Below are 18,307 nucleotides of genomic sequence, written 5' to 3'. Positions count from 1 at the left end.
AAAGGAGGCCGTGGTTATGCCAGCGCCTACATTCCCTGCGAACGCACATCGCTATGATCCCTACCGTACCTTCAAGTTTCAGGTCGTCATCGACGGCAAGACCGTTGCTGGTCTGTCCAAGATGGGCGCTTTGAAAAAGACCACCGAGGTCGTGAATTGGCGTGCCGCCGGTGACCCCAGCTATCAACGCGCGATGCCCGGCGGGACCAAGTTTGAAAACGTGGCCCTGGAGCACGGGCTGTCCCATGACCCGATCTTTGAAGAATGGGCCAACTCGGTGAACAACGTGGCCGATGGTGACGCGGGCATGAGTCTGCTGAACTATCGCCGGAGCGTGACAATCAACGTCCTTAACCTGCAGGGCATCCCCGCGATTTCGTATCAGCTTCGCCGCGCGTGGGTGACCGAGTTTCAGGCCCTGCCAGAGTTCGACGCCAACAACATGAACACCGTTGGCATTCAGTCGATCACGCTGGCCTACGAAGGCTTCACCCGCGATGTCGCCGTGGCCGAGCCTGCGGAGACCTGATCACAATGTCAGACCGCGCGCCTCATACACTGGCTGTGGCCTATCCCTCTGCTGTGCCGCGTCGCATGACCGGAATGGTCGAGTTGGATCTCGCTGAAGCAGCCCATAGCCGCCTGCCCCGCCCGTCCAAAGTGTCGGCGGTGCTGGAAGCCATGTTCGCCGAAGTGGGCGGCGTGGCCATGCGCGCGGGTCTGACAGATGTGCTTGCCACCGGCGCGCGGGCGTGGCTTTTGCTTCGTACCGCGCGGGTGTTCTTCGGCAATCAAGGCTGGTTCACCGCGCCATGCGGGGTGTGCCAACAGCCGTTCGATTTGTCGGTCGATCTGGCGTCTGTGCCAAAGAGCGCGCCGGGAGCAGCCTTTCCGGTCATCACGGTCAAGACGTCCTTGGGGCCACGCAGGTTTGAGGTGCCGAATGGCCGCACAGAAGCGGCCTTGGCGCAGCAGGCCGATCTGCGTGTTTTGGCCGCCGTCACCGGGTTAGCCCCTGACGCGGGATCAGAGGCAGATCAATTCACCTCGGAAGACCTGATCGCAATCGAGACGGCTCTCGACGATGCCACGCCGGACGTGGCCGAGGAAATCACCTCCTCCTGCCCCGCCTGTGGAGGCGACTTGGCGCTGCGGCTTGACCCGCTTGATTTTGCCTTTCCCAAGCCGGAACGCATCGACCGCGACGTTTATCTCTTGGCCAGAACCTACGGTTGGGACGAACCCACGATCCTTGCCATGCCGACCTCCCGCCGTCGCCGCCATGCGCAGATGATCGCAAGCACAGGGGGGCCAAAACGATGAGCTTGCTCAATCGCCTTGCCGCTCGCGCCGGACGCCCCGCAGCCCATGTCGTGAGCCTGCGTCCCAAGGCCATGACCGCGCCGATTGCCCGCATGGCCGAAGAGGAAAACGCCCAACCTTTGGCCCGCATGGAAGACGAAGAGGCTCAGACCGTTCGCCGCGCGGAGGACGAAGACGCGCAACCCCTCGCCCGCATGGAGGAGGACGAGGCGCAACCTCTGGCCCGGATGGAAGAGGAAGACGCTGCCCCCCTGCGCCGCACCGAGGAGGACGAGGCTCAGCCTTTGGCCCGTATGGAGGAAGACGAAGCTCAAACCCTGCGCCGTGCCGAAGAGGAAGAGGCGCAGCCCTTGTCCCGCATGGAAGACGAAGACGCCGCGCCCTTACGGCGCGCTGAAGAGGAAGAAGCCCAACCTCTTGCCCGAATGGAAGAGGAGGAGGAGGCGCAAGCCTTGCAGCGGACCGAGGAGGACGAGGCCCAACCGCTGTCCCGCATGGAAGAAGAGGAGGCGGCCCCCCTGCGTCGCGCCGAAGAAGAGGAAGCTCAAACCTTGCGCCGGATGGAAGAAGACGAGGCGCAAGCCATCGCCCGCATGGAGGAGGATGAAGCACAGCCTTTGTCCCGCATGGAGGAAGAAGACGCCGCCCCGCTTGCGCGAATGGAGCAGCCCGAAGGCGACGCGCTGACAGCGGAAAATTCAACGATGCCGGATGCCATGTCTGGCTTGCCGGACGAGATTGGCGCAGCCGATGCCATGACATTGCGTCGCGACGCGAGCCCCGCCCTTGCCAGGGTGGACGCCTCAGGCGCCGTTGGGGCCGAACCCGCTTCATTGGGCGGCGAAACCGGCCTCTACGAAGCGGATGGAGCGGCTTTTGGACCTGATGGAATTGCAACAGAGACCCCGACAGAGCCTGCGTCTGCACCCGCCATTCCTGGGCAAGGAATGCCAACAGGGCCTGCCAAAGTGCAGATCGACCAAATCGACGTGACCGTTCTGGAACCCGCAACACAAGCTGGCCCGCCGGGTCGTGATCTGGCGCAGGACTTTTCGAACTTTGCCCGCCGCCGCTTTCTTGGGGGGCTTTGATCCATGGCCGTGAACCATTCTTCCCTCAGCACAGCGATCAAGGGATTTGCCGATTACCTGGCCCGCTCGGTTCCCAACGGGATCACGGTCAGCGTGGACACGCCCCAAAAGGCGGAAACCATCGCCAAGGACCTGCCAAACCTCGATACGGTCAACATCTTTGTCTACCGCATCGCGCCGTCCGGGTTTCACGCTGACACCACCGCAAATGAGCCCACCTATGTGCGGGTCTCGGTGCTGATTACGGCCTTTCCACGCAAGGACGCCGAAAAGGACACGGACCTACGGGTGTTGGGCCACGCGATGGCGGTTCTGCAATCGACGCCGGAAATTCCAGACATCTTTCCCGCTGATCCCCCTGATCCAAACCTTGATCCGGAAACCACATACTACCGGCTTCAGGCGGCGCTTCAGGCCCCGACCATGGAAGAGCTGAACCACATCTGGACCACTCAAGGCGGCGAGTTGGCCTATCGGCTGTCCGCAGCTTATGAGCTGTCCCTGATCCCGATCGAGCCGTTGTCCTACGTTGCACCGCCAGCGCCTGTGTCGGCGGCAATCCTTGATCTGTCACCAAACGCAACGCCGTCGCTCAGTGACGATCCAATCAGCATCCCGCCATCTGATGCCGCGTTGAACTGGGTGCCGACGATGATGTTCCTTGGCGATGATGGACTGACGAACACGATCACCGTGCCTGCGGGGACAGAAACCGTGGGTCCATTGCTCTCTGGCCTGATCAAAGCGCGGGTCGAGGTCGTCTTTGACTGGACCCGCCATGACGGCACGACGGACGAACAAAGCGCATTCCGCCGTGTGAAGTCCTCGTTCTTTGACGGAGCCAATGCGCAGGTGAATGTGCCTCTGGGCCCCACGACCGCGGGCGACGTGGCGCAAATCCACGCCCGACATCCAAGCGATCCATCACTTTCCGGAAACCGTCTGACCATCATGGTGGAGGATCAGCCATGAACATGGCCACCGAAGACCGCGCCGTGACACAGGCGATGCTGGCAACCGAATGGGCGCGCATTGATCAGATGTTGGCACTGGCTGAGGCTGTGCGCACGGGGCAGCAGATGCCCGACAGCTTTGCCGATCAATTCGAGACGCTCGCCGATGCATCAGACGAAGCCCGGACATCAGGGTCGTGGGCCGGTCTCATGGGGCCGTTCAGCAGCGAGGATCTGAACGGGATCACACGGCTGGACCTTGATCTCATGGCACTTGCTTTGGCTCCTGTGGCGTGGCCGGCCATGGGACCGCGTATCCAATCCCTGCAGCCACAGGCCGCCAGCCCGTGGCCTGGGATAGCCCTGATCCAAGAGCTTTTGATGCTGAGCGACGCGGGCGATGTCAGCCTGTTGTTTCAACGCCTCGTGTCGACGGCTCCGATTGTCCGGCTGGGTCTGATCCGGGTCGAGGGGGCAACCCCATCCCAGATCATCCGCCCGACCCCCCTGCTTATCCGTGCGGTGCTCGGCCGTGATCCGGAACTGGCCCCGCCGTCGGGAGCACATCTGAGCGAGGCGTCGGGCGATTGGGACGACCTTGTTCTCCCCGCCGCCACCCTGCGCCGTCTAACGGATTTCACGGCATGGATTCACAGGTCTGAGCAAATCAAACGCGATTGGGATGCGCGCCGCGTCTTTGGGCCGCTGGCACTGTTTTCCGGGCCGTCGGGAACGGGAAAGAGCTTTGCCGCCGCCGTTCTGGCGCAGGATTTGACCCGCCGCACGGGCGAGCCGTGGTCGCTGTTCTCGCTCGATCTCGGTCGGATCATGTCGAAATACGTGGGCGAGACCGAGGCAAACCTGAACGCGCTGCTTGATGCCATCGAAGGCCGCCGCGCGATCCTGCAAATCGACGAGGCCGACGGCCTCTTGGGCAAACGCGGTGACGTGTCCGACGCACGCGATCGTTATGCGAACCTTGAGGTCTCGCACATGTTGGCCCGATTTGAACGGCACAGTGGTCCAGTGATCCTGACCACCAACCTGCGGTCCAATGTCGATGCCGCGTTTTTGCGCCGGTTCCAGATTGTCGTCGATTTCCCGACGCCCGATGCGGCGTCGCGCGCGCGGCTTTGGGATGTCCTCCTGCCCAAAGCTGCGCCGCGCTCGGATCGGCTCGACTTGGTGCAACTGGGCGACGCCGTTGGCCTGCCCGGCGGCGCAATTTCGAACGCGGCGACTTATGCCGCCGTGCTGGCGGCAGAGGCCGAGGACGCCATCGACTGGCCCCACATCGCCCGCGCAGTCTGGGCCGAGCTGGACAAAGACAGCCGTCAGGTCCGCCGGGCCGAAATCGGGTTCCTCGCTGAGTTTCTGGATGCGGAGGACGGGTCATGAGGATCAAGCGTCTGAAACTGACCTTGCCTGCCCATCTGGCCAACACAGCGGGCCACGACGCCCGCGCCATTGGCGAAGCCATTGCACAAGAGATCGCCAAAGGCGGCACGCCGCCAACGCAGATCACCGCAAAAGGCCAGACCGGTGCGCAGATTGCGCAATCCGTGACCATGCAAATGCCGCGCAAGGGAGGGACCTATGGCCGTTGAGACCAAAGGCATGCTCTTTGAATACGGGCTGACGATCCCGCCGCTTGCGCTGCAATTCGCGTTCAACCCGCAGGACATTTCGCGCACGCGCACCGTGTCCGTCAAAACTGGTAACGCGCCGGGCGCACGGGGTGGGTATGACTTTGTCTCGCCTCTCGAAACCGCGCGCGTGGCGCAAGGCGTCGAAATGCAGGCCGAAAGCTTTTCGGTCACGATCATGCTTGATGCCACCGACAAGATGAACGACGGCAACACGATTGCCGCGACCTTTGGCGTGCAACCTCAGATCGACACACTGCGCGCCATGGCCGAACCCAAGGTGCAGGGTCCGGGCGGCGTGAAAGTGCTCTCCTCCCTTGGTCTGCCCGGTGCGCGCGCGTTCGAGCGGCAAGAGGTGGCCTCCGTCCTGATCTTTGCCTGGGGCATGCAGCTCTTGCCGGTCTTTCTGACGTCCGTGTCGCAGAAAGAGACCCTGCATCTGCCCAACCTCATGCCCTACCGCGCCGAGATGGGCCTCACGATGCAAGTCATCGAAAGCGCCAACCCATTCTTCACCGCTGAAAAGGTCCGTCAGACGATGGGCACGGCGCTTAACCTCATCAGCTAGAAAGGCTCTGACAAATGGCCTTCTTCAAAGGCAGCTACTACGAAAACCTCCCAGGATTTGAGTCCGAAGACGGCGCAAAGCCCGCGTTTCGCGGGGTGCGCCCCCGGCCCGTCGCGGACCCTGAGCCGATCCTTGAACATGCCGTCGCAACCGGTGATCGTCTGGATCGCTTGGGCCATGAATACTACGCCAACCCGCGTGACTGGCGCAGGGTCGCGGACTGCAACGCAGGCACGCTCTTTGCAGAAGATCTGGTCTACGGTCCCGATGCCAACCCGGACGCGGATGACCATGCACAAGAGGCCATGGGCGAACCCGTCCTGATCCCACGCCGCCGTGATGGGGGTGTGTGATGGTCAGCCTGCTTGCCGATCTACTGGATCCCGGGTTCCGTCAGGCCGCCTCGGTCATCATTGAGGTCGGCGCGGCCAAACAGGATATCGGCAATCTGGCCCCTCTGGTAAGCGCAATTGAGGTGCAGACCTCAAGGCTTGAGGCGGCAGGCGGCACCATCACGATTGACGACCGCCGCGACGAGGCAGGCCAATGGATGGGGTCTGACAGCGGGCTTTTCGCGCCGTGGGAGCCGATCGTGATTTCAGCGGATTTTCAGACCCACACAGATGAAATCCTGCGCGGCTTCATCACCGCGCTGAAGCCGAACTATCCGCAGAATGGCGGCGAAGCGAAGCTGACCATTGAGTTCATGGACGAAAGCGCCGCTTTCAACCGAGAGCATGTGCGCGAGGTCTGGGGGACCGAGGACCAACCGGTCACCGACCGCACGATCATCACCGAACTGATCAAACCCCTGTCGCTTGGCATGGAGGCCGGACCGGACGGTGCCGCCTCGCGTGCGCTGTCCCAGGATGGCCGCCCGATCCAGTTCATGCGCGAACGAGCCAAGGCCAATGGGTTCGAGCTGATCTTTCGCCGGGGCAGTGTCTATTTCGGCCCCAAACGGCTGGATGGCGACCCGCAAGCGGCGATCATGGTCTATGCGGGCGACGCCACGAATTGCCTGTCCTTCAACGTCTCGGAAGACGGCCAGAAACCCGACGCCGTCGCCTTTGAAATCGCCCCACGCGATGGCGGTACCGACCCCGTGGCCGTCACCGTCGCACCCGATGAACCGCTCTTGGGGCAGGTTCCGACAGGGGCCGCAGGTGCAGGTCTCGGCACGCCATCGGTTTGGAAGGTCAAGAAAGAAGGCGACGAGACCGAAGAGGAAATGACTGCCCGCGCGCAGGGCCTTGCCAATGAAAACGCGTTCAAAGTGATGGCGACGGGGGAACTGGACGGGACGCTTTATGGTCATGTCCTGCTGCCCGGTCTGACCGTTTCGGTCGATGGCACCGGCAGCCGCAATGGTGGCCTCTATTACGTCGACACCGTCACGCACAAATTCTCGCCCGAAGGATACCGCCAAGGGTTCCAGCTGATCCGCAACGCAACGGGCGAAACCGATAGCGTCGGCGCACCGCCGCTCAATTCCGTCATTTCCGCCATTTCGAGCCTGTTCTGAGGAGGATGCCATGAGTGAGATCTTTCGCAGTATCGAGGCCACGACCCGCGCGCAGGAGACCAAGTATTACGGCAAATTCCGCGCGATTGTCGTCGATAACGAGGACCCGCAAGCCATGGGGCGTCTGATCCTGTCGATCCCGTCGGTTCTGGGGCAAGTCGACAGCACTTGGGCGCTGCCCATCGTGCCCTATGGCGGTGCAGATCAGGTGGGGATGCTGTCGGTCCCACCGGTTGGGGCATCCGTGGTGGCCGAATTCCTCGAAGGCGACGCGTCCTCCCCCGTCTGGTCCGGCACGTTCTGGCGGGCCGAGGGCGAAGTTCCCGAGGCTTATGAAAATCCCGACCACAAGGTCTTGATGACCCGTGCCGGTCACAAGCTGGTCTTTGACGACACCGACGACGCCGCGCGGATCACTCTGACTTCCGGCAACGAGGCTGAGATCCTGCTCGATGAAAACGGGTCGATCCAATTGACCGGGCAGGATGGCGGGACAGTGACGCTGGATGCCGAGGCTGGCGAGCTGACCGTCGAGGACGCCAATGGCAACAGCATCTCGATGACCTCATCGGGCATGACCTGCGTCGACTCCAACGGCAACGAGATCGTCTGCGCAGGCGGCGGCGTCGACATCACGACCTCTTCGACCGTGAACATCACAGGCTCCAGCGTGAACCTCGCGGGATCGGGCGGCGCGGCCCTCGTGAAGGACAGCTTTCTCAACATCTTCAACGCCCACCAGCATCCGATCCCCGGCCCCAGCGGGGTGACCGGCCCACCGACCACCCCGGCCCCTGCCCCGGCCCACGCCACGATGAAAACGAAGGCGAGCTAAGTCATGACGAACACACCCAGCACATCCACCCGCGCCACGTCGACCCTGCCCCGCGTCGCCTATATGTCGTTCCCTTTCCGAATGGGCCGCGAAGGCGCGGCAACGTCCGAGCGGTTCGAACACATTCGCGAACAGGTGGAACAGGTGCTGTTCACCTCACCGGGCGAGCGCGTGTTTCGGCCCGAATACGGCTTTGGCGCACGTCAACACGTATTCGAAATGAACGCGCAGCCGCTGTGGGAGCTCGCTCAGAACCGCCTTTATGGCGCGCTCGCCGATGCTCTTGCCGGTGAAGTCGACCCGAAATCCATTCAGGTTAGCGTCAGTGCAGGCGACGGCAACGAGGCGGTCCTGATGGTGCGCATTTCCTACACCATTGCCGCGCTGAACCGCGAAGAAACCCACGCGTTCGAGGTGACCAATGGCTGAGCTTCCCGCCCCCGAACTGCGCTTTGACGATGGCTGCCCCGATTGCGGGTCGCGCGCGGCGGTGTTGCCTTTGCCACTGCCCCGGATCGACGATGATTTCGACTGGAAGGCCCGCGATTACGACAGCTTCCGCCTCTTCATGATGCAGGAACTGGCCAGCCGGTTCCCCGAACGCCGCCGCTGGACCAGTGCCGATATGGAGGTGGTGATTGTCGAAGTTCTGGCCGCCGCGCTGGATCGCGCTTCCCACGCGCTCGACCGGGTGCAGGCCGAACGCTTTATCGACACCGCCCGCCGCCCCGAAAGCGTGCGCCGTTTGCTGAAACTGATCGGTTGGGAGGTTGACGCCGGCACGCAGCGCAGCCTTGAGAAAGAGGCCCTGGCCCGCGCCATGGCCGATGGCACCTCCGAATCTGAGGCTCGTGCCAACCTGCCGCCCATGGGGGCCTTGATCGAGGACTACTGGCGCGCCAACCCCGCCCAGATGGAGGCGGCTCGCCGCAATGCGCCGCGTCGCATCACAGAACAGAACCGCATGGTGACCGTTCAGGATCATGCCACCGTCATGGAAAGCCATCCTTTGGTCGCGCTCGCGCAGGCCCGGTTGCAATGGACTGGAAGCTGGCATTCGATCATGATCGCCGCGCTGCTGTTCGGCGATGTCGGACTGGACAAGAGCCTGCATGACGCGGAATCCGACAGCGCCCATCCAAGCGCGCTATCTCCCGAACTCTGGGCCGATATTCAGGACTTTCATGCCGCGCGGGGCCTCGACCTGCCGCCTGTGAACGCGGGACTGACGGGACGCCGCATCCTGCGCGGGATGATCGAGCAATACCGCATGATCGGCTCAGAAGTGTTCCTTGAAACGGCACGCGCGGCGTCTGTGTCGATCGTGCTCTCGGTCCGCGCCAAGCCCGGCTATTTCCGCTCTGAACTTCGCCATGCCTTGGAACAGGTGTTCACAGCCGATCAGGGCGGGTTCTTTGAACCCGGACGCCTGCGCTTTGGCGAAGGGCTTTATGCATCGGATATCATCGAAGCCGCGATGCAGGTCGAAGGTGTGGCCGTTGCCTGCCTGAACCTGTTCAAACGCGTCGGCTCCGCCTTTCCCGACCAGACATCCGAAGGCGTGATCCCGGTCGAGGCGGACGAATTCATCCGCTGTCAAAACGCCCCGCGCAACCCGGCCCAAGGCACAATCCGCATCACCGTGAACGGAGGAGAGGTCGGATGACCCATGCACCCCATACCCGCACGGACCTGACCCGCTGGAACCGCGCCGGTCTGACCCGGTTTGATTATGTGGATGGCAACGCGGCTGTCTGGCTTGAAGAACTGCGGCTCGCGGCGCTGGGGCTCTACATGCGCGGCGGACCCGACGATGCACGCTCAGCCGATGACTGGCGTGACCTTTGGCTGGATGACAGCGATCCGGTGCGCCGCGCTTTGCGCACCCCCGAACAATGGCGCGCCCTCGCGGCCAAAGTCGATTGGGACCGCATAGCACCTGTGATCCCCGACACGACCGAAAGCCGGGGCGACCGCGCCGCGAGGCTTCAGGACCAATACACCGACGGTCCGACCCCGGACCACGCATGGGAAATCCTGCGTGCCATGGCGCGCGCAAGCCACGTTCTGACAGGACATTTGCAGGCCTATGCCAACGAAGGCTACCTGCGCACCGCGACCCAGTGGGACAACCTACGCCGTCTGGCCGCTCTGGTGAACTATCAGCCGACCCCACCCGCCTCGGCCAGCACGCTGGTGGCGCTGACCCTGAAACCGGACGCAGGCCTGAGCGAGGTCAAAGCCGGTCTACCGATGAAATACGCGCCCACCGATGGCGGCGCCACGCTGATTTTTGAAACCGCGTCCGACATCCTCGCCCATCCTGATCTCAACGCCGCGCGCCCGCGTCATTGGCAACGCAACCGCACAAACGTCACGCTTGGATCAAGCAGCCTGAAATGGCTTTTGCCCGAGAAATCCAGCCTTTCCACGGGGGATATCGTGGTCGCGACGGATGGAACGCAGGGCTTTGCCGCGATCATTGATGCCGTCACGCGACACCCGGATGAAACCGCCCAGATCGACATCGCGGATAGCAGCAGCGTCAGCCCTCTGGCGATTGGCGATCTGGAAGTGCTGACCGAGGTCGAAGCCGTGCGTGCAGGCCTCGCCCGACCCAAAGCCAATGTGCTGGACCTTGTCCTCGTGGACGGAGGCGCTTTGTCGGTTGGCGGTCTGGTGCGCGTGCTTGCAGACGGAGTGTCCGAGATTGTCGAGATTGCCGCCGTCGAAGGCGCGAAAATCAGCCTGCAAACCGACCTTGCCCTGGAAGGTGAGGTCAAGGTCAGCCCGCTGATCGAATTACTGGCCGACAAAGAAGGCGAGTTTCAGCTGGGCGTTCCCGATGTCGAGGGCCTTTATTTCGCGGATGGAGGCGCGCCGTCCTTTGTCGGCGTCGCGGATGCCGAACTGGCGTTCAAGCTGGGCGATACGGCCAACCCAGCCGGGGTCAAGATCGACGGTCAGGCCGCAGAAGGTCGCCGCGCCTTCTTTGAACTGGCGGATCAGGACCCGCTGGTCGCCAAGGTCGATGAGATCAGCCGCATCACCGCAGATCTAGGCGATGCAGGTCACAAAGTCGTCTCCTTTGCGGGCAAACCACCCAAGTCAATGGTTACCGATAGCTGGCTGGTCGCGCGCAGCGCAGACGGAGCAAGCCTGATCCCGCTGCGTGTGGTCAAGGTCACGACGCGCACTGGCTCTTATGAGCTGACGTTTGACCGGCCGTTGACACTTGCGCCCGAGGAAACCGAGTTCCACGGCCCACTCAAAACCCCGATCCGGGCGCAGGGTCATGACCGCAACCCGGAGCGGCTTTTGCCCGGATCAAGCCGGGTAATCACGCTGGATGGCGTATCGGCCGAAGCGCGCGGTGTTCTGCGCCCTGGCCGCGCGATTATTCTCAGCGATGAAATGGCTCCGGGGCAGTCGGATGTATCTGCGTCGATCATCAAGATCGAACAGGAAAGCCCGCTGCGCCTGCGCATCGAACCTGATGCAGACGTTTCGCATCTGGTGACTGGATCGACGCTGATCCGGCTCAATGTGCTGACGGCCACCCACGGGGAACAAAAGGGCCCCAAGACGCTGGGATCAGGCGACGGAGAGTTCGGCGCGCAGGTCTTTACCGTGAATGTCGGTGAAATCAGCCATGTCCCCTCAAGCAAGGCGATCAGCGGTGTCGTGCCTGACATGACCGTCACGGTCGACGGCGAGGCATGGGACTATCGCGATTACGCTGATCTCAGCGCCGAAGGCGCGCTGGCATGGTCGACGACACTGGGCGAAGACGGATTGCTGCGCATCCATTTCCGCCGCCGCCTGCCGACCGGGACAAACAATGTCGGCCTCTTGCGCCACCGCGTCGGCGTTGGGTCGCGCGGCAATGCCGTGCCGCCACTGGGCTTTGAAAAGCCCATGAAGAAACACCCCAAGGTCGGCGAGATCTACCAGCCCTTTGCCACCGCTGGCGGCGCGGACCGCGAAGCGGTCGAGTCCGTGCGCCGCAACGCACCCTCGCGGCTGGTCGCCAATGGCCGCGCCGTATCCCTGAAGGATTTCGAACGTCTGACCGCCGGACATGCCTCGATCCTGCGCGCCCACGCCGAAGAGCGCAGCGTCGCCTCGGCCATCCGCGAAGTGGTGATAACGGTTGTCCCCTCAGCGGGAGCGCCGCTCACGCCCGGCCTGACGAGCAATCTCACCGAGTTGATCAACGCCCACGCCATCCCCGGTGTCGTGCCGACATTCCGCAAATTCGGGTCTGTTCTTCTTGATATCGGAGCAACGGTGCGCGCGGACCTCGTGTCCTATGATCAGGCCGACATTCTGGCCGCAGCCCAAGACGCCCTGCTTGCCGCCTTTTCGCTAGAGACGCGCGAATTCGGACAGGCGGTCTACAAGGCGGAGGTTCTGGCCGCTCTCGAAACAGTCACCGGTGTACTGACCGCGCAGGTCGATGATTTTGGCACGGTCGCCCCCGTGACAGGCATAAATGAGGCCCCGCGCCACACCGCAAGCAACGACGGCACCATGGCCGCCGTCTACCTCACGCCCGTGCAGGTCGCGACGTTGGACCCCCGCGGAGCGCATCTTCGGATCACAGTGAAAGGAGCAGGCGAATGACCGACCTGTCCAATCTACGCAGCCGCGCAGGCCGCATCCTGTGGCACGAATTGCCCGAGGAATACCGGTATCGCGACAACCCGACCGAAGGTGAGTTGGGGGATCTCGAAGCATTTCTGCATAGCTCTGGTCACCTGCTCGACCTGTTGCGTGCCACAACCGAACAGGCCCATGCCGACAGCTTTGCAGAAGAGATTGACGGCCGCCTGATCCAGCCATGGCTCCTGCCCTATCTGGCTGAGCTGGTGGGCGCGACGCTCGTGGCCCCTGATCCGACCCAACGCGCCGCAGAACTGAACAACGCCGTCACATGGTACAAATCCAAAGGCACTTTGTCGGCCATTGACGGGGTCGCCGATGTGGTGGGCGGCACCGAAACCGTCAGCCGCGAAGGCTGGCGGCACGTTCTGACAACACCGCGCATGTCGCTACCGCCGTTCACGACCCCGCCTGATACAGCGGCAGGCGAGGCGATGACGGACTCCATGATGCCACGCGGTTGCCCGGATTTCGCGCGCCCATCGCGGGCGGTGAAGGACCCGGACGGCACCAACCCCCTTTTCCGGCTCAAGGCGGCGCAGGATGCGGGTGATGATGCAGCGGATGTGTTCTGGAAGGTCCACAATCCCAGTGGCATCCCCTGCTTCGCTGGCAGCTTTGATGACACCACCTTGCGCACCCCTGATCTGCGTGACCCCGACGGAAGCGGTGAAATCGGCCCGCATCCGCGCCGCACGCTGATCCACGTGCGCCCGCCTCAGGGCATGTTCGCCGAGGCCGTGCCGCTGGCCCCCGCCGATCTGGATGTCAAAGCCACACTGGAAGCCGCCGCCACAGGGTCTGATGGCTCGCTTCTCATCACCGCCGAAGCGGTCTGTGCGCATCTCGGTCTGCCTGTGGCCTCTCGCATACGCATCCCGCTGAACGCGAATTTCCCTCTGCCCGCCAATCACTACATCGCGCGGGGCATCCTGCTCTTTGGCGGTCACACGATCACGCTGAACCAAGGGGCCTCGCTGGAGGCAGAGGACTGCGCCATTCCACGACTGAGCGTTCTGGGCACACATCTTTCGCCTGCCGGCGAACGACCCATTGTGTCGATGACCAATTGCCTGACGCAGAACGTCATGGCAACGAACGGCCTTGTCCGGCTGGTCTACACAACCGCCACAGGAACGATTGAGGCCGCGCGCCTTCAGGCCTCGGACAGCATCATCACGGCGGTGGGTGACACGCTGACCTGTAGCGGCGATGGCGATGGCCCGTTTTCCTGCGTGCGCTATTCGTCCATTGGCCTTTCGTCCGAGATGACGCCGGGCGAACGCGCCTGCCTTGGTCCGACCAATACCCAAATCGCACCGAATTTCGTGCGACTCTGGCTGCCTGATCTCACCGCGGAAAACGAGGATGAGGCAGATCCGCGTTGCGTTCTGCGGCCTGCCGAATTCGGGGAGCCGGGCTTTGGTGTGCTGGATCTCACGACGCCGACCGCCTTGACCCAAGGGGCCGAAGATAACGGCGAGATGGGTGCCCACCATGATCATTTTCACAGCGCCGCCATTCGTGCGCTGACCACCAAATTAGAGACCTTCCTGCCACTGGGGCAGGAGATTGCCTGTTTTTACGACCCGCTGCTGGCCCAAACGCCGCCGCAGGTCGATCCGTGATTTTCAGAATGTAAGGAGGCTGATGCCATGAAAGGCTCCAATTCCCGGCAAATCGCTGCCAAAGACACCCAATTCACGAACCTCTTCCATATTCAGGGAGGCATGGTCACAGATTCCGACCTTGGCGAAGGGGCCGCACTTGCGCAGGCCCGCGACGAGGCGCTGGGTCAGGCCACCATCGGGACAGGCATCCCCGCGAAAGGCGGGTTGATTGATTGGGGGGCCGAAGTCACGCGGCTGCGCAACGGGACCGTCTTTGCCCAAGGCAAACGGGGGGAATTCCGTCTCGACCCCACGAAAGAGGCCAAATCGCTTGCCGAGCAGGTGCTGGCACAACTGGACTATCCCGGCGCGCCAGAACTGCAAGAAGGTGCGCATCTGCTCTATGCCGATCTTTGGGACCGCACGATCCTGGCCGTGCAGGACCCACGTTTGACGGATGCGGGCCTTCACGGGACCGAAACCAGCTATCGCAGTCAAACCATGGTGCAGGTGAAAACCGTCCCGTGGGACGGCGATCTGCCCGCAAAAGGAGGCTTGAACAGTTTCCTCACACATCCGGCCATGTCGCGCACTGGTGCCGGTGAATTGCGGATCGGCGCGCTTGCCCCCGACAGCGATACAGGCGGATGCGATCCCTGCGCCGACCGGATCACGGTGGACCGGGTCCTGCCCAACGCGCTCTGGCGGCTCGAAGTGGTCGCCGTCCAGCGCGATAAGGAAGGCACCGTCACTGGTTTCGAACTGGCTTGGTCGATGGAAAACGCGGCTGCGGTCGAGGCCAACACCACCACCGGGCGTCAGGCCATCAAGCGCAGCGAAGGCGAGGCCGTCGTCTACGAATTCTTCTCGGATCTGACCGAGGCTTACAAAGGCTGGTTCGCGGGCGGCGATGATGTGCCGCCTGTCCCCCGGCCCGCCTTTGATGCCAGCATCGACGGTGCCGTGATCGAAAGCGAAGGCGGCGATGCCTATATCCGCCGCTGGGACGGTCACCTGCGCTGGAACGGCAGCGATATCATCACCACCGGTGTCAGCAACGCCACGCTCTCAGGCAGCGGCATCACCATCAATACCGGCAGCTTCACGGCACGTTTGGCCTTTGATGGCCGCGAAATGCTGGTGGGTGATTACTGGTTGGTCGAGTTGCGCCGGTTCGCCGATCCAGAGGATCAGCTTTACCTTGTTGGCGCCACGGCCGATGGCGAAGACACCTATGCCCTGCCCCATGGCATCGACCATTTTCACTGCCCGATCGGCATTATCGGCGATGGCGAACTCCTTCCGCCTGAACAGGCGCTCGCGCAAATCACCGCGTTTCCAGCGCTGACCGATCTGTCCGCGCATGACGTGTCCTACAGCCCACCGGACGGCTGCCGCGTGTTTGAACCGTTCGATCCCGAAACCGAGGTCCAGCGCGAGGTGGAAAACGTCAAAGAGGCGCTGGATTCCTTGTGTGATCTCGATGCGACGCGCATTGCCTTCAATTCGCAGAGCGGCTGCGAAACGCTTGGCGATACCTCCACCGTGGCCGAGGCGTTGGAGGCCCTCTGCGCCGCCGATGATGACGCCACCTTGCGGCTCATGCTGCGCACCATGATGGATTGGGGCGTGATCTGCGGCCACCGGTTGCAAACAGAACCCGGCAAAGACACGGTTCTGACCCTCTCCAGCGGGACCGCGCTCAACCCCCATGGCTTGCTGCAAGCCCATGGCGACATCACCTTTGAAATGGGCGACGTCGAGGTCCTTGGCAGCATAGATCAACAGCTTGAGCTGGGTCTGGACCTGTGCCTGTCGATGCAATTGCGCCCTGACGCGAGCCCGCGCTTTTTCCTGTCGCACGAGGCCTTTACCCGCCGCCCGGACGACAGGAACCTCGAACAGCGCATCCGCGATTGTCTGGAAGACAAAACCAAGCTCGACAGCAGTGATACTCTGAAAGAGATCGACGAAACCGACGCGATTGCCCTGTCCAAGATCCTGACCGGGGCCACCAGCCGCGACGGCATGGGCACGACTCTGATGCTGAACGCAGAAGAATTTGAGCGTGTCGCCGCGCTTCAGGAAAAACTGCGCGATGAGTTGCTGGAGGACGCCTCTGAGGCGTCGAAACTGCAATATCAGACGCTGGAGGCCGATGCGAAACGCCGGTTCGAGGAGGCGTCGGAAAAGGCGCGGGATGAACTGGCCATCGGTGTCGCGCGGCTGGCCTTCATGGTCGAACTGTTTACGGCCATGGCTGTTGTCGAACGTGACATGCAGGCGGTCTGTGTCTGCGAACGCGGGCTTATCGACTGTCCCACGCACAGCATGTCGGATCGCGGTTTGATTCCGCTGGCCGCTGTTGTCGTGACGAAGGCGGGCGAAGGCCTCGCTGTGCGGGAAATCTCGAATTACACCTACCGCAAGCAGTCCCATAACTGGCGCTCCGAAAGGTACTATTTCGGGGACCGCCTGAGACCTGTCTTGAACGAGTTGGGGGACCGCTGCGGCGGGGCCGATGGGATCGATACGATTTCCGAAGCCTTGCTCAGCTGGAATCCGACAGACGAAGAGCTGGAAGAGGCCAAAGAATCCCCCTACTGGCCCGTCGATCCGGGCATTTCCAACCTTGAGGAAATCAACGGCGCCGACCTGCGCGGCTATGGCGAGGAAAAGGCACGCTCGATCCTCGAAGAGGCCTCGATCGAGTTGATCCAGGATGCGGTCTTCTACCTTGAAGAAGGCGACGTCTATATGCGGATCGCCGAGGTTCTTCAAAAGGCGCCAACCCAGCCGTTGAACCTGAATTACGAGGCACGCTCGGGCGACAGTGTCGGCATGACCATCGACCGCGAAGGTCGCGTCGCCGATGTCTTTGTCGTCAAAGCCGCGCCATTTGGCGGCTATCTGAAACGCAAGACCCTGCCAGAAGAAGTGGTGACCGAAAACGTGAAGGTCGTGTTGCCGTCGCTGGTCGCCGAATATCTGCAAAACAACGAGGAAGAAGGCAGCACCGGTGCTCAGTTGGGCGGTCTGATCGGTGACGTCGAAGGATTACGCGAAGACTTTGGGCTGCGCGGCACGCAACTCGACAACATCGAGGCCGAGATCGAGGATATCCGCAACAATGCGCCTGACCTGAGCATGATCCCCGGCTTGCAGGCTCAGGTCGAAAGCCTTGTGAACAATCCGCCGGTCGTGCCTGATATCTCCCCGGTGGAGGACGCCATTGGCGCGCTCGATACGGACCTGCAAACCAAATTCAACGAACTCAATGTCACGATCGACAGCGTTCGCAACATGATCCCGGAAGAGGTCAATCTGTCGGCCATCGAAACCGAATTGTTGGACCTGCAAACCACCGTGGCTCGGTTGGACCAAGAGGGAACCGGCGAATTTGATCCGTCTGGTCTTCAATCTCAGATCGACGAATTGAACGACAGCAAGTTCGGACCGCTGGTTGCTCGCGTTACGACGCTCGAGAATGCACCACCAGTGGCCGGGTTCGATCCGTCTGGCCTTCAGGATCAGATTGATGAGCTGAACAACAACAGGTTCGGAACGCTGGAAGGCCGCGTCACGACGCTCGAGAACGCGCCGCCGGTGGCCGGGTTCGATCCGTCTGGCCTTCAGGATCAGATTGATGAGCTGAACAACAACAGGTTCGGAACACTGGAAGGCCGCGTTACGACGCTTGAGAACGCACCGCCGGTGACCGGGTTCGATCCTTCGGGTCTGCAAGCACAGATTGACGAGTTGAACAATACCAAGTTCGGGCCATTGGAGGGACGCGTCGATGCGCTTGAGGACGCACCGCCGCCGTCGGTAAACTTGGGACCTTTGCAGGACCGGGTGGATCAGCTTGAGGCCGAAAACGCCGCTTTGCGCGAAATGGTCAAAGTGAACACGCCGATTTCCCTCGTCTTACCGAAGGAATTGCTTCCTGCCTTTGCCGAACAATCCCGGTTCTTCGCCATGGGTCAGTTGCAGGTGCTGGATGACGACCAGTTGGGCCAGTTCTTTGGTGACGACGCCTCGAAAATCAAACAGCAAACCCAGTCCTTTTTCGCGACGAAGAAGTAACAGGA

15 protein-coding genes are annotated in these 18,307 nt (G+C 62.3%); all 15 read left to right on the top strand.

Annotated features, from left to right (window positions below; all coding sequences use genetic code 11):
- The first annotated feature begins 16 nt into the window (after window positions 1–16).
- Genes FE702_RS17480 through FE702_RS17410 form a run of 15 tightly spaced genes read left to right on the top strand, consistent with a single transcriptional unit; the run spans window position 17 to window position 18,302 of the window.
- Complete coding sequence (locus FE702_RS17480; protein ID WP_147127633.1) at window positions 17–529, top strand: phage tail protein; 513 nt, start codon at window positions 17–19, stop codon at window positions 527–529.
- A gap of 5 nt (window positions 530–534) precedes the next feature.
- Window positions 535–1,323 (top strand): hypothetical protein, encoded by a 789-nt coding sequence (locus FE702_RS17475; RefSeq protein ID WP_147127632.1) that lies wholly within the window; start codon window positions 535–537, stop codon window positions 1,321–1,323.
- Complete coding sequence (locus tag FE702_RS17470; RefSeq protein WP_147127631.1) at window positions 1,320–2,414, top strand: hypothetical protein; 1,095 nt, start codon at window positions 1,320–1,322, stop codon at window positions 2,412–2,414. Before FE702_RS17475 ends, FE702_RS17470 begins: the two co-directional genes overlap by 4 nt.
- Window positions 2,415–2,417: 3 nt before the next feature.
- The gene (locus tag FE702_RS17465) at window positions 2,418–3,386 is read left to right on the top strand and encodes a Pvc16 family protein (RefSeq protein WP_147127630.1); all 969 of its coding nucleotides are present in this window, start codon (window positions 2,418–2,420) and stop codon (window positions 3,384–3,386) included.
- Window positions 3,383–4,765, top strand: coding sequence for an ATP-binding protein (locus FE702_RS17460; RefSeq protein ID WP_147127629.1), 1,383 nt, complete (start codon window positions 3,383–3,385; stop codon window positions 4,763–4,765). The genes FE702_RS17465 and FE702_RS17460 overlap by 4 nt, the downstream gene beginning before the upstream one ends.
- Window positions 4,762–4,974 (top strand): hypothetical protein, encoded by a 213-nt coding sequence (locus FE702_RS17455; protein WP_147127628.1) that lies wholly within the window; start codon window positions 4,762–4,764, stop codon window positions 4,972–4,974. Before FE702_RS17460 ends, FE702_RS17455 begins: the two co-directional genes overlap by 4 nt.
- A complete protein-coding gene (locus FE702_RS17450; protein ID WP_147127627.1) occupies window positions 4,964–5,581 on the top strand; it encodes a hypothetical protein in 618 nt (205 codons plus the stop codon). Before FE702_RS17455 ends, FE702_RS17450 begins: the two co-directional genes overlap by 11 nt.
- Window positions 5,582–5,595: 14 nt before the next feature.
- Complete coding sequence (locus FE702_RS17445) at window positions 5,596–5,934, top strand: hypothetical protein (protein ID WP_147127626.1); 339 nt, start codon at window positions 5,596–5,598, stop codon at window positions 5,932–5,934.
- Entirely contained in the window at window positions 5,934–7,106 is a 1,173-nt protein-coding gene (locus FE702_RS17440) for a phage late control D family protein (RefSeq protein WP_147127625.1), read from the top strand. Before FE702_RS17445 ends, FE702_RS17440 begins: the two co-directional genes overlap by 1 nt.
- Before the next feature lie 10 nt (window positions 7,107–7,116).
- Complete coding sequence (locus FE702_RS17435) at window positions 7,117–7,941, top strand: phage baseplate assembly protein V (RefSeq protein ID WP_147127624.1); 825 nt, start codon at window positions 7,117–7,119, stop codon at window positions 7,939–7,941.
- 3 nt (window positions 7,942–7,944) lie between these two features.
- Window positions 7,945–8,370: a GPW/gp25 family protein gene (locus tag FE702_RS17430; RefSeq protein WP_147127623.1), complete on the top strand. Its 426-nt coding sequence runs from the start codon at window positions 7,945–7,947 to the stop codon at window positions 8,368–8,370.
- Entirely contained in the window at window positions 8,363–9,607 is a 1,245-nt protein-coding gene (locus FE702_RS17425) for a baseplate J/gp47 family protein (protein ID WP_147127622.1), read from the top strand. The genes FE702_RS17430 and FE702_RS17425 overlap by 8 nt, the downstream gene beginning before the upstream one ends.
- Window positions 9,604–12,567: a baseplate J/gp47 family protein gene (locus tag FE702_RS17420; protein WP_147127621.1), complete on the top strand. Its 2,964-nt coding sequence runs from the start codon at window positions 9,604–9,606 to the stop codon at window positions 12,565–12,567. Before FE702_RS17425 ends, FE702_RS17420 begins: the two co-directional genes overlap by 4 nt.
- Window positions 12,564–14,234, top strand: coding sequence for a hypothetical protein (locus tag FE702_RS17415; RefSeq protein ID WP_147127620.1), 1,671 nt, complete (start codon window positions 12,564–12,566; stop codon window positions 14,232–14,234). Before FE702_RS17420 ends, FE702_RS17415 begins: the two co-directional genes overlap by 4 nt.
- Before the next feature lie 27 nt (window positions 14,235–14,261).
- Window positions 14,262–18,302 (top strand): hypothetical protein, encoded by a 4,041-nt coding sequence (locus FE702_RS17410; protein WP_147127619.1) that lies wholly within the window; start codon window positions 14,262–14,264, stop codon window positions 18,300–18,302.
- The last annotated feature ends 5 nt before the right edge of the window (window positions 18,303–18,307 follow it).

Source organism: Shimia ponticola, from assembly GCF_007995215.1.
Classification (GTDB): domain Bacteria; phylum Pseudomonadota; class Alphaproteobacteria; order Rhodobacterales; family Rhodobacteraceae; genus Shimia_B; species Shimia_B ponticola.
Note: the sequence above shows the minus strand (reverse complement) of the source record. Positions and strands in the feature narration are given on the sequence as shown.

Bases quoted from the DNA above. Each gene is read 5' to 3' on its own strand.
- FE702_RS17430 (WP_147127623.1), top strand. From the start codon at position 7,945: ATGACGAACACACCCAGCACATCCACCCGCGCCACGTCGACCCTGCCC.
- FE702_RS17455 (WP_147127628.1), top strand. From the start codon at position 4,762: ATGAGGATCAAGCGTCTGAAACTGACCTTGCCTGCCCATCTGGCCAAC.
- FE702_RS17415 (WP_147127620.1), top strand. From the start codon at position 12,564: ATGACCGACCTGTCCAATCTACGCAGCCGCGCAGGCCGCATCCTGTGG.
- FE702_RS17445 (WP_147127626.1), top strand. From the start codon at position 5,596: ATGGCCTTCTTCAAAGGCAGCTACTACGAAAACCTCCCAGGATTTGAG.
- FE702_RS17475 (WP_147127632.1), top strand. From the start codon at position 535: ATGTCAGACCGCGCGCCTCATACACTGGCTGTGGCCTATCCCTCTGCT.
- FE702_RS17450 (WP_147127627.1), top strand. From the start codon at position 4,964: ATGGCCGTTGAGACCAAAGGCATGCTCTTTGAATACGGGCTGACGATC.
- FE702_RS17440 (WP_147127625.1), top strand. From the start codon at position 5,934: ATGGTCAGCCTGCTTGCCGATCTACTGGATCCCGGGTTCCGTCAGGCC.
- FE702_RS17420 (WP_147127621.1), top strand. From the start codon at position 9,604: ATGACCCATGCACCCCATACCCGCACGGACCTGACCCGCTGGAACCGC.
- FE702_RS17480 (WP_147127633.1), top strand. From the start codon at position 17: ATGCCAGCGCCTACATTCCCTGCGAACGCACATCGCTATGATCCCTAC.
- FE702_RS17470 (WP_147127631.1), top strand. From the start codon at position 1,320: ATGAGCTTGCTCAATCGCCTTGCCGCTCGCGCCGGACGCCCCGCAGCC.
- FE702_RS17435 (WP_147127624.1), top strand. From the start codon at position 7,117: ATGAGTGAGATCTTTCGCAGTATCGAGGCCACGACCCGCGCGCAGGAG.
- FE702_RS17410 (WP_147127619.1), top strand. From the start codon at position 14,262: ATGAAAGGCTCCAATTCCCGGCAAATCGCTGCCAAAGACACCCAATTC.
- FE702_RS17425 (WP_147127622.1), top strand. From the start codon at position 8,363: ATGGCTGAGCTTCCCGCCCCCGAACTGCGCTTTGACGATGGCTGCCCC.
- FE702_RS17460 (WP_147127629.1), top strand. From the start codon at position 3,383: ATGAACATGGCCACCGAAGACCGCGCCGTGACACAGGCGATGCTGGCA.
- FE702_RS17465 (WP_147127630.1), top strand. From the start codon at position 2,418: ATGGCCGTGAACCATTCTTCCCTCAGCACAGCGATCAAGGGATTTGCC.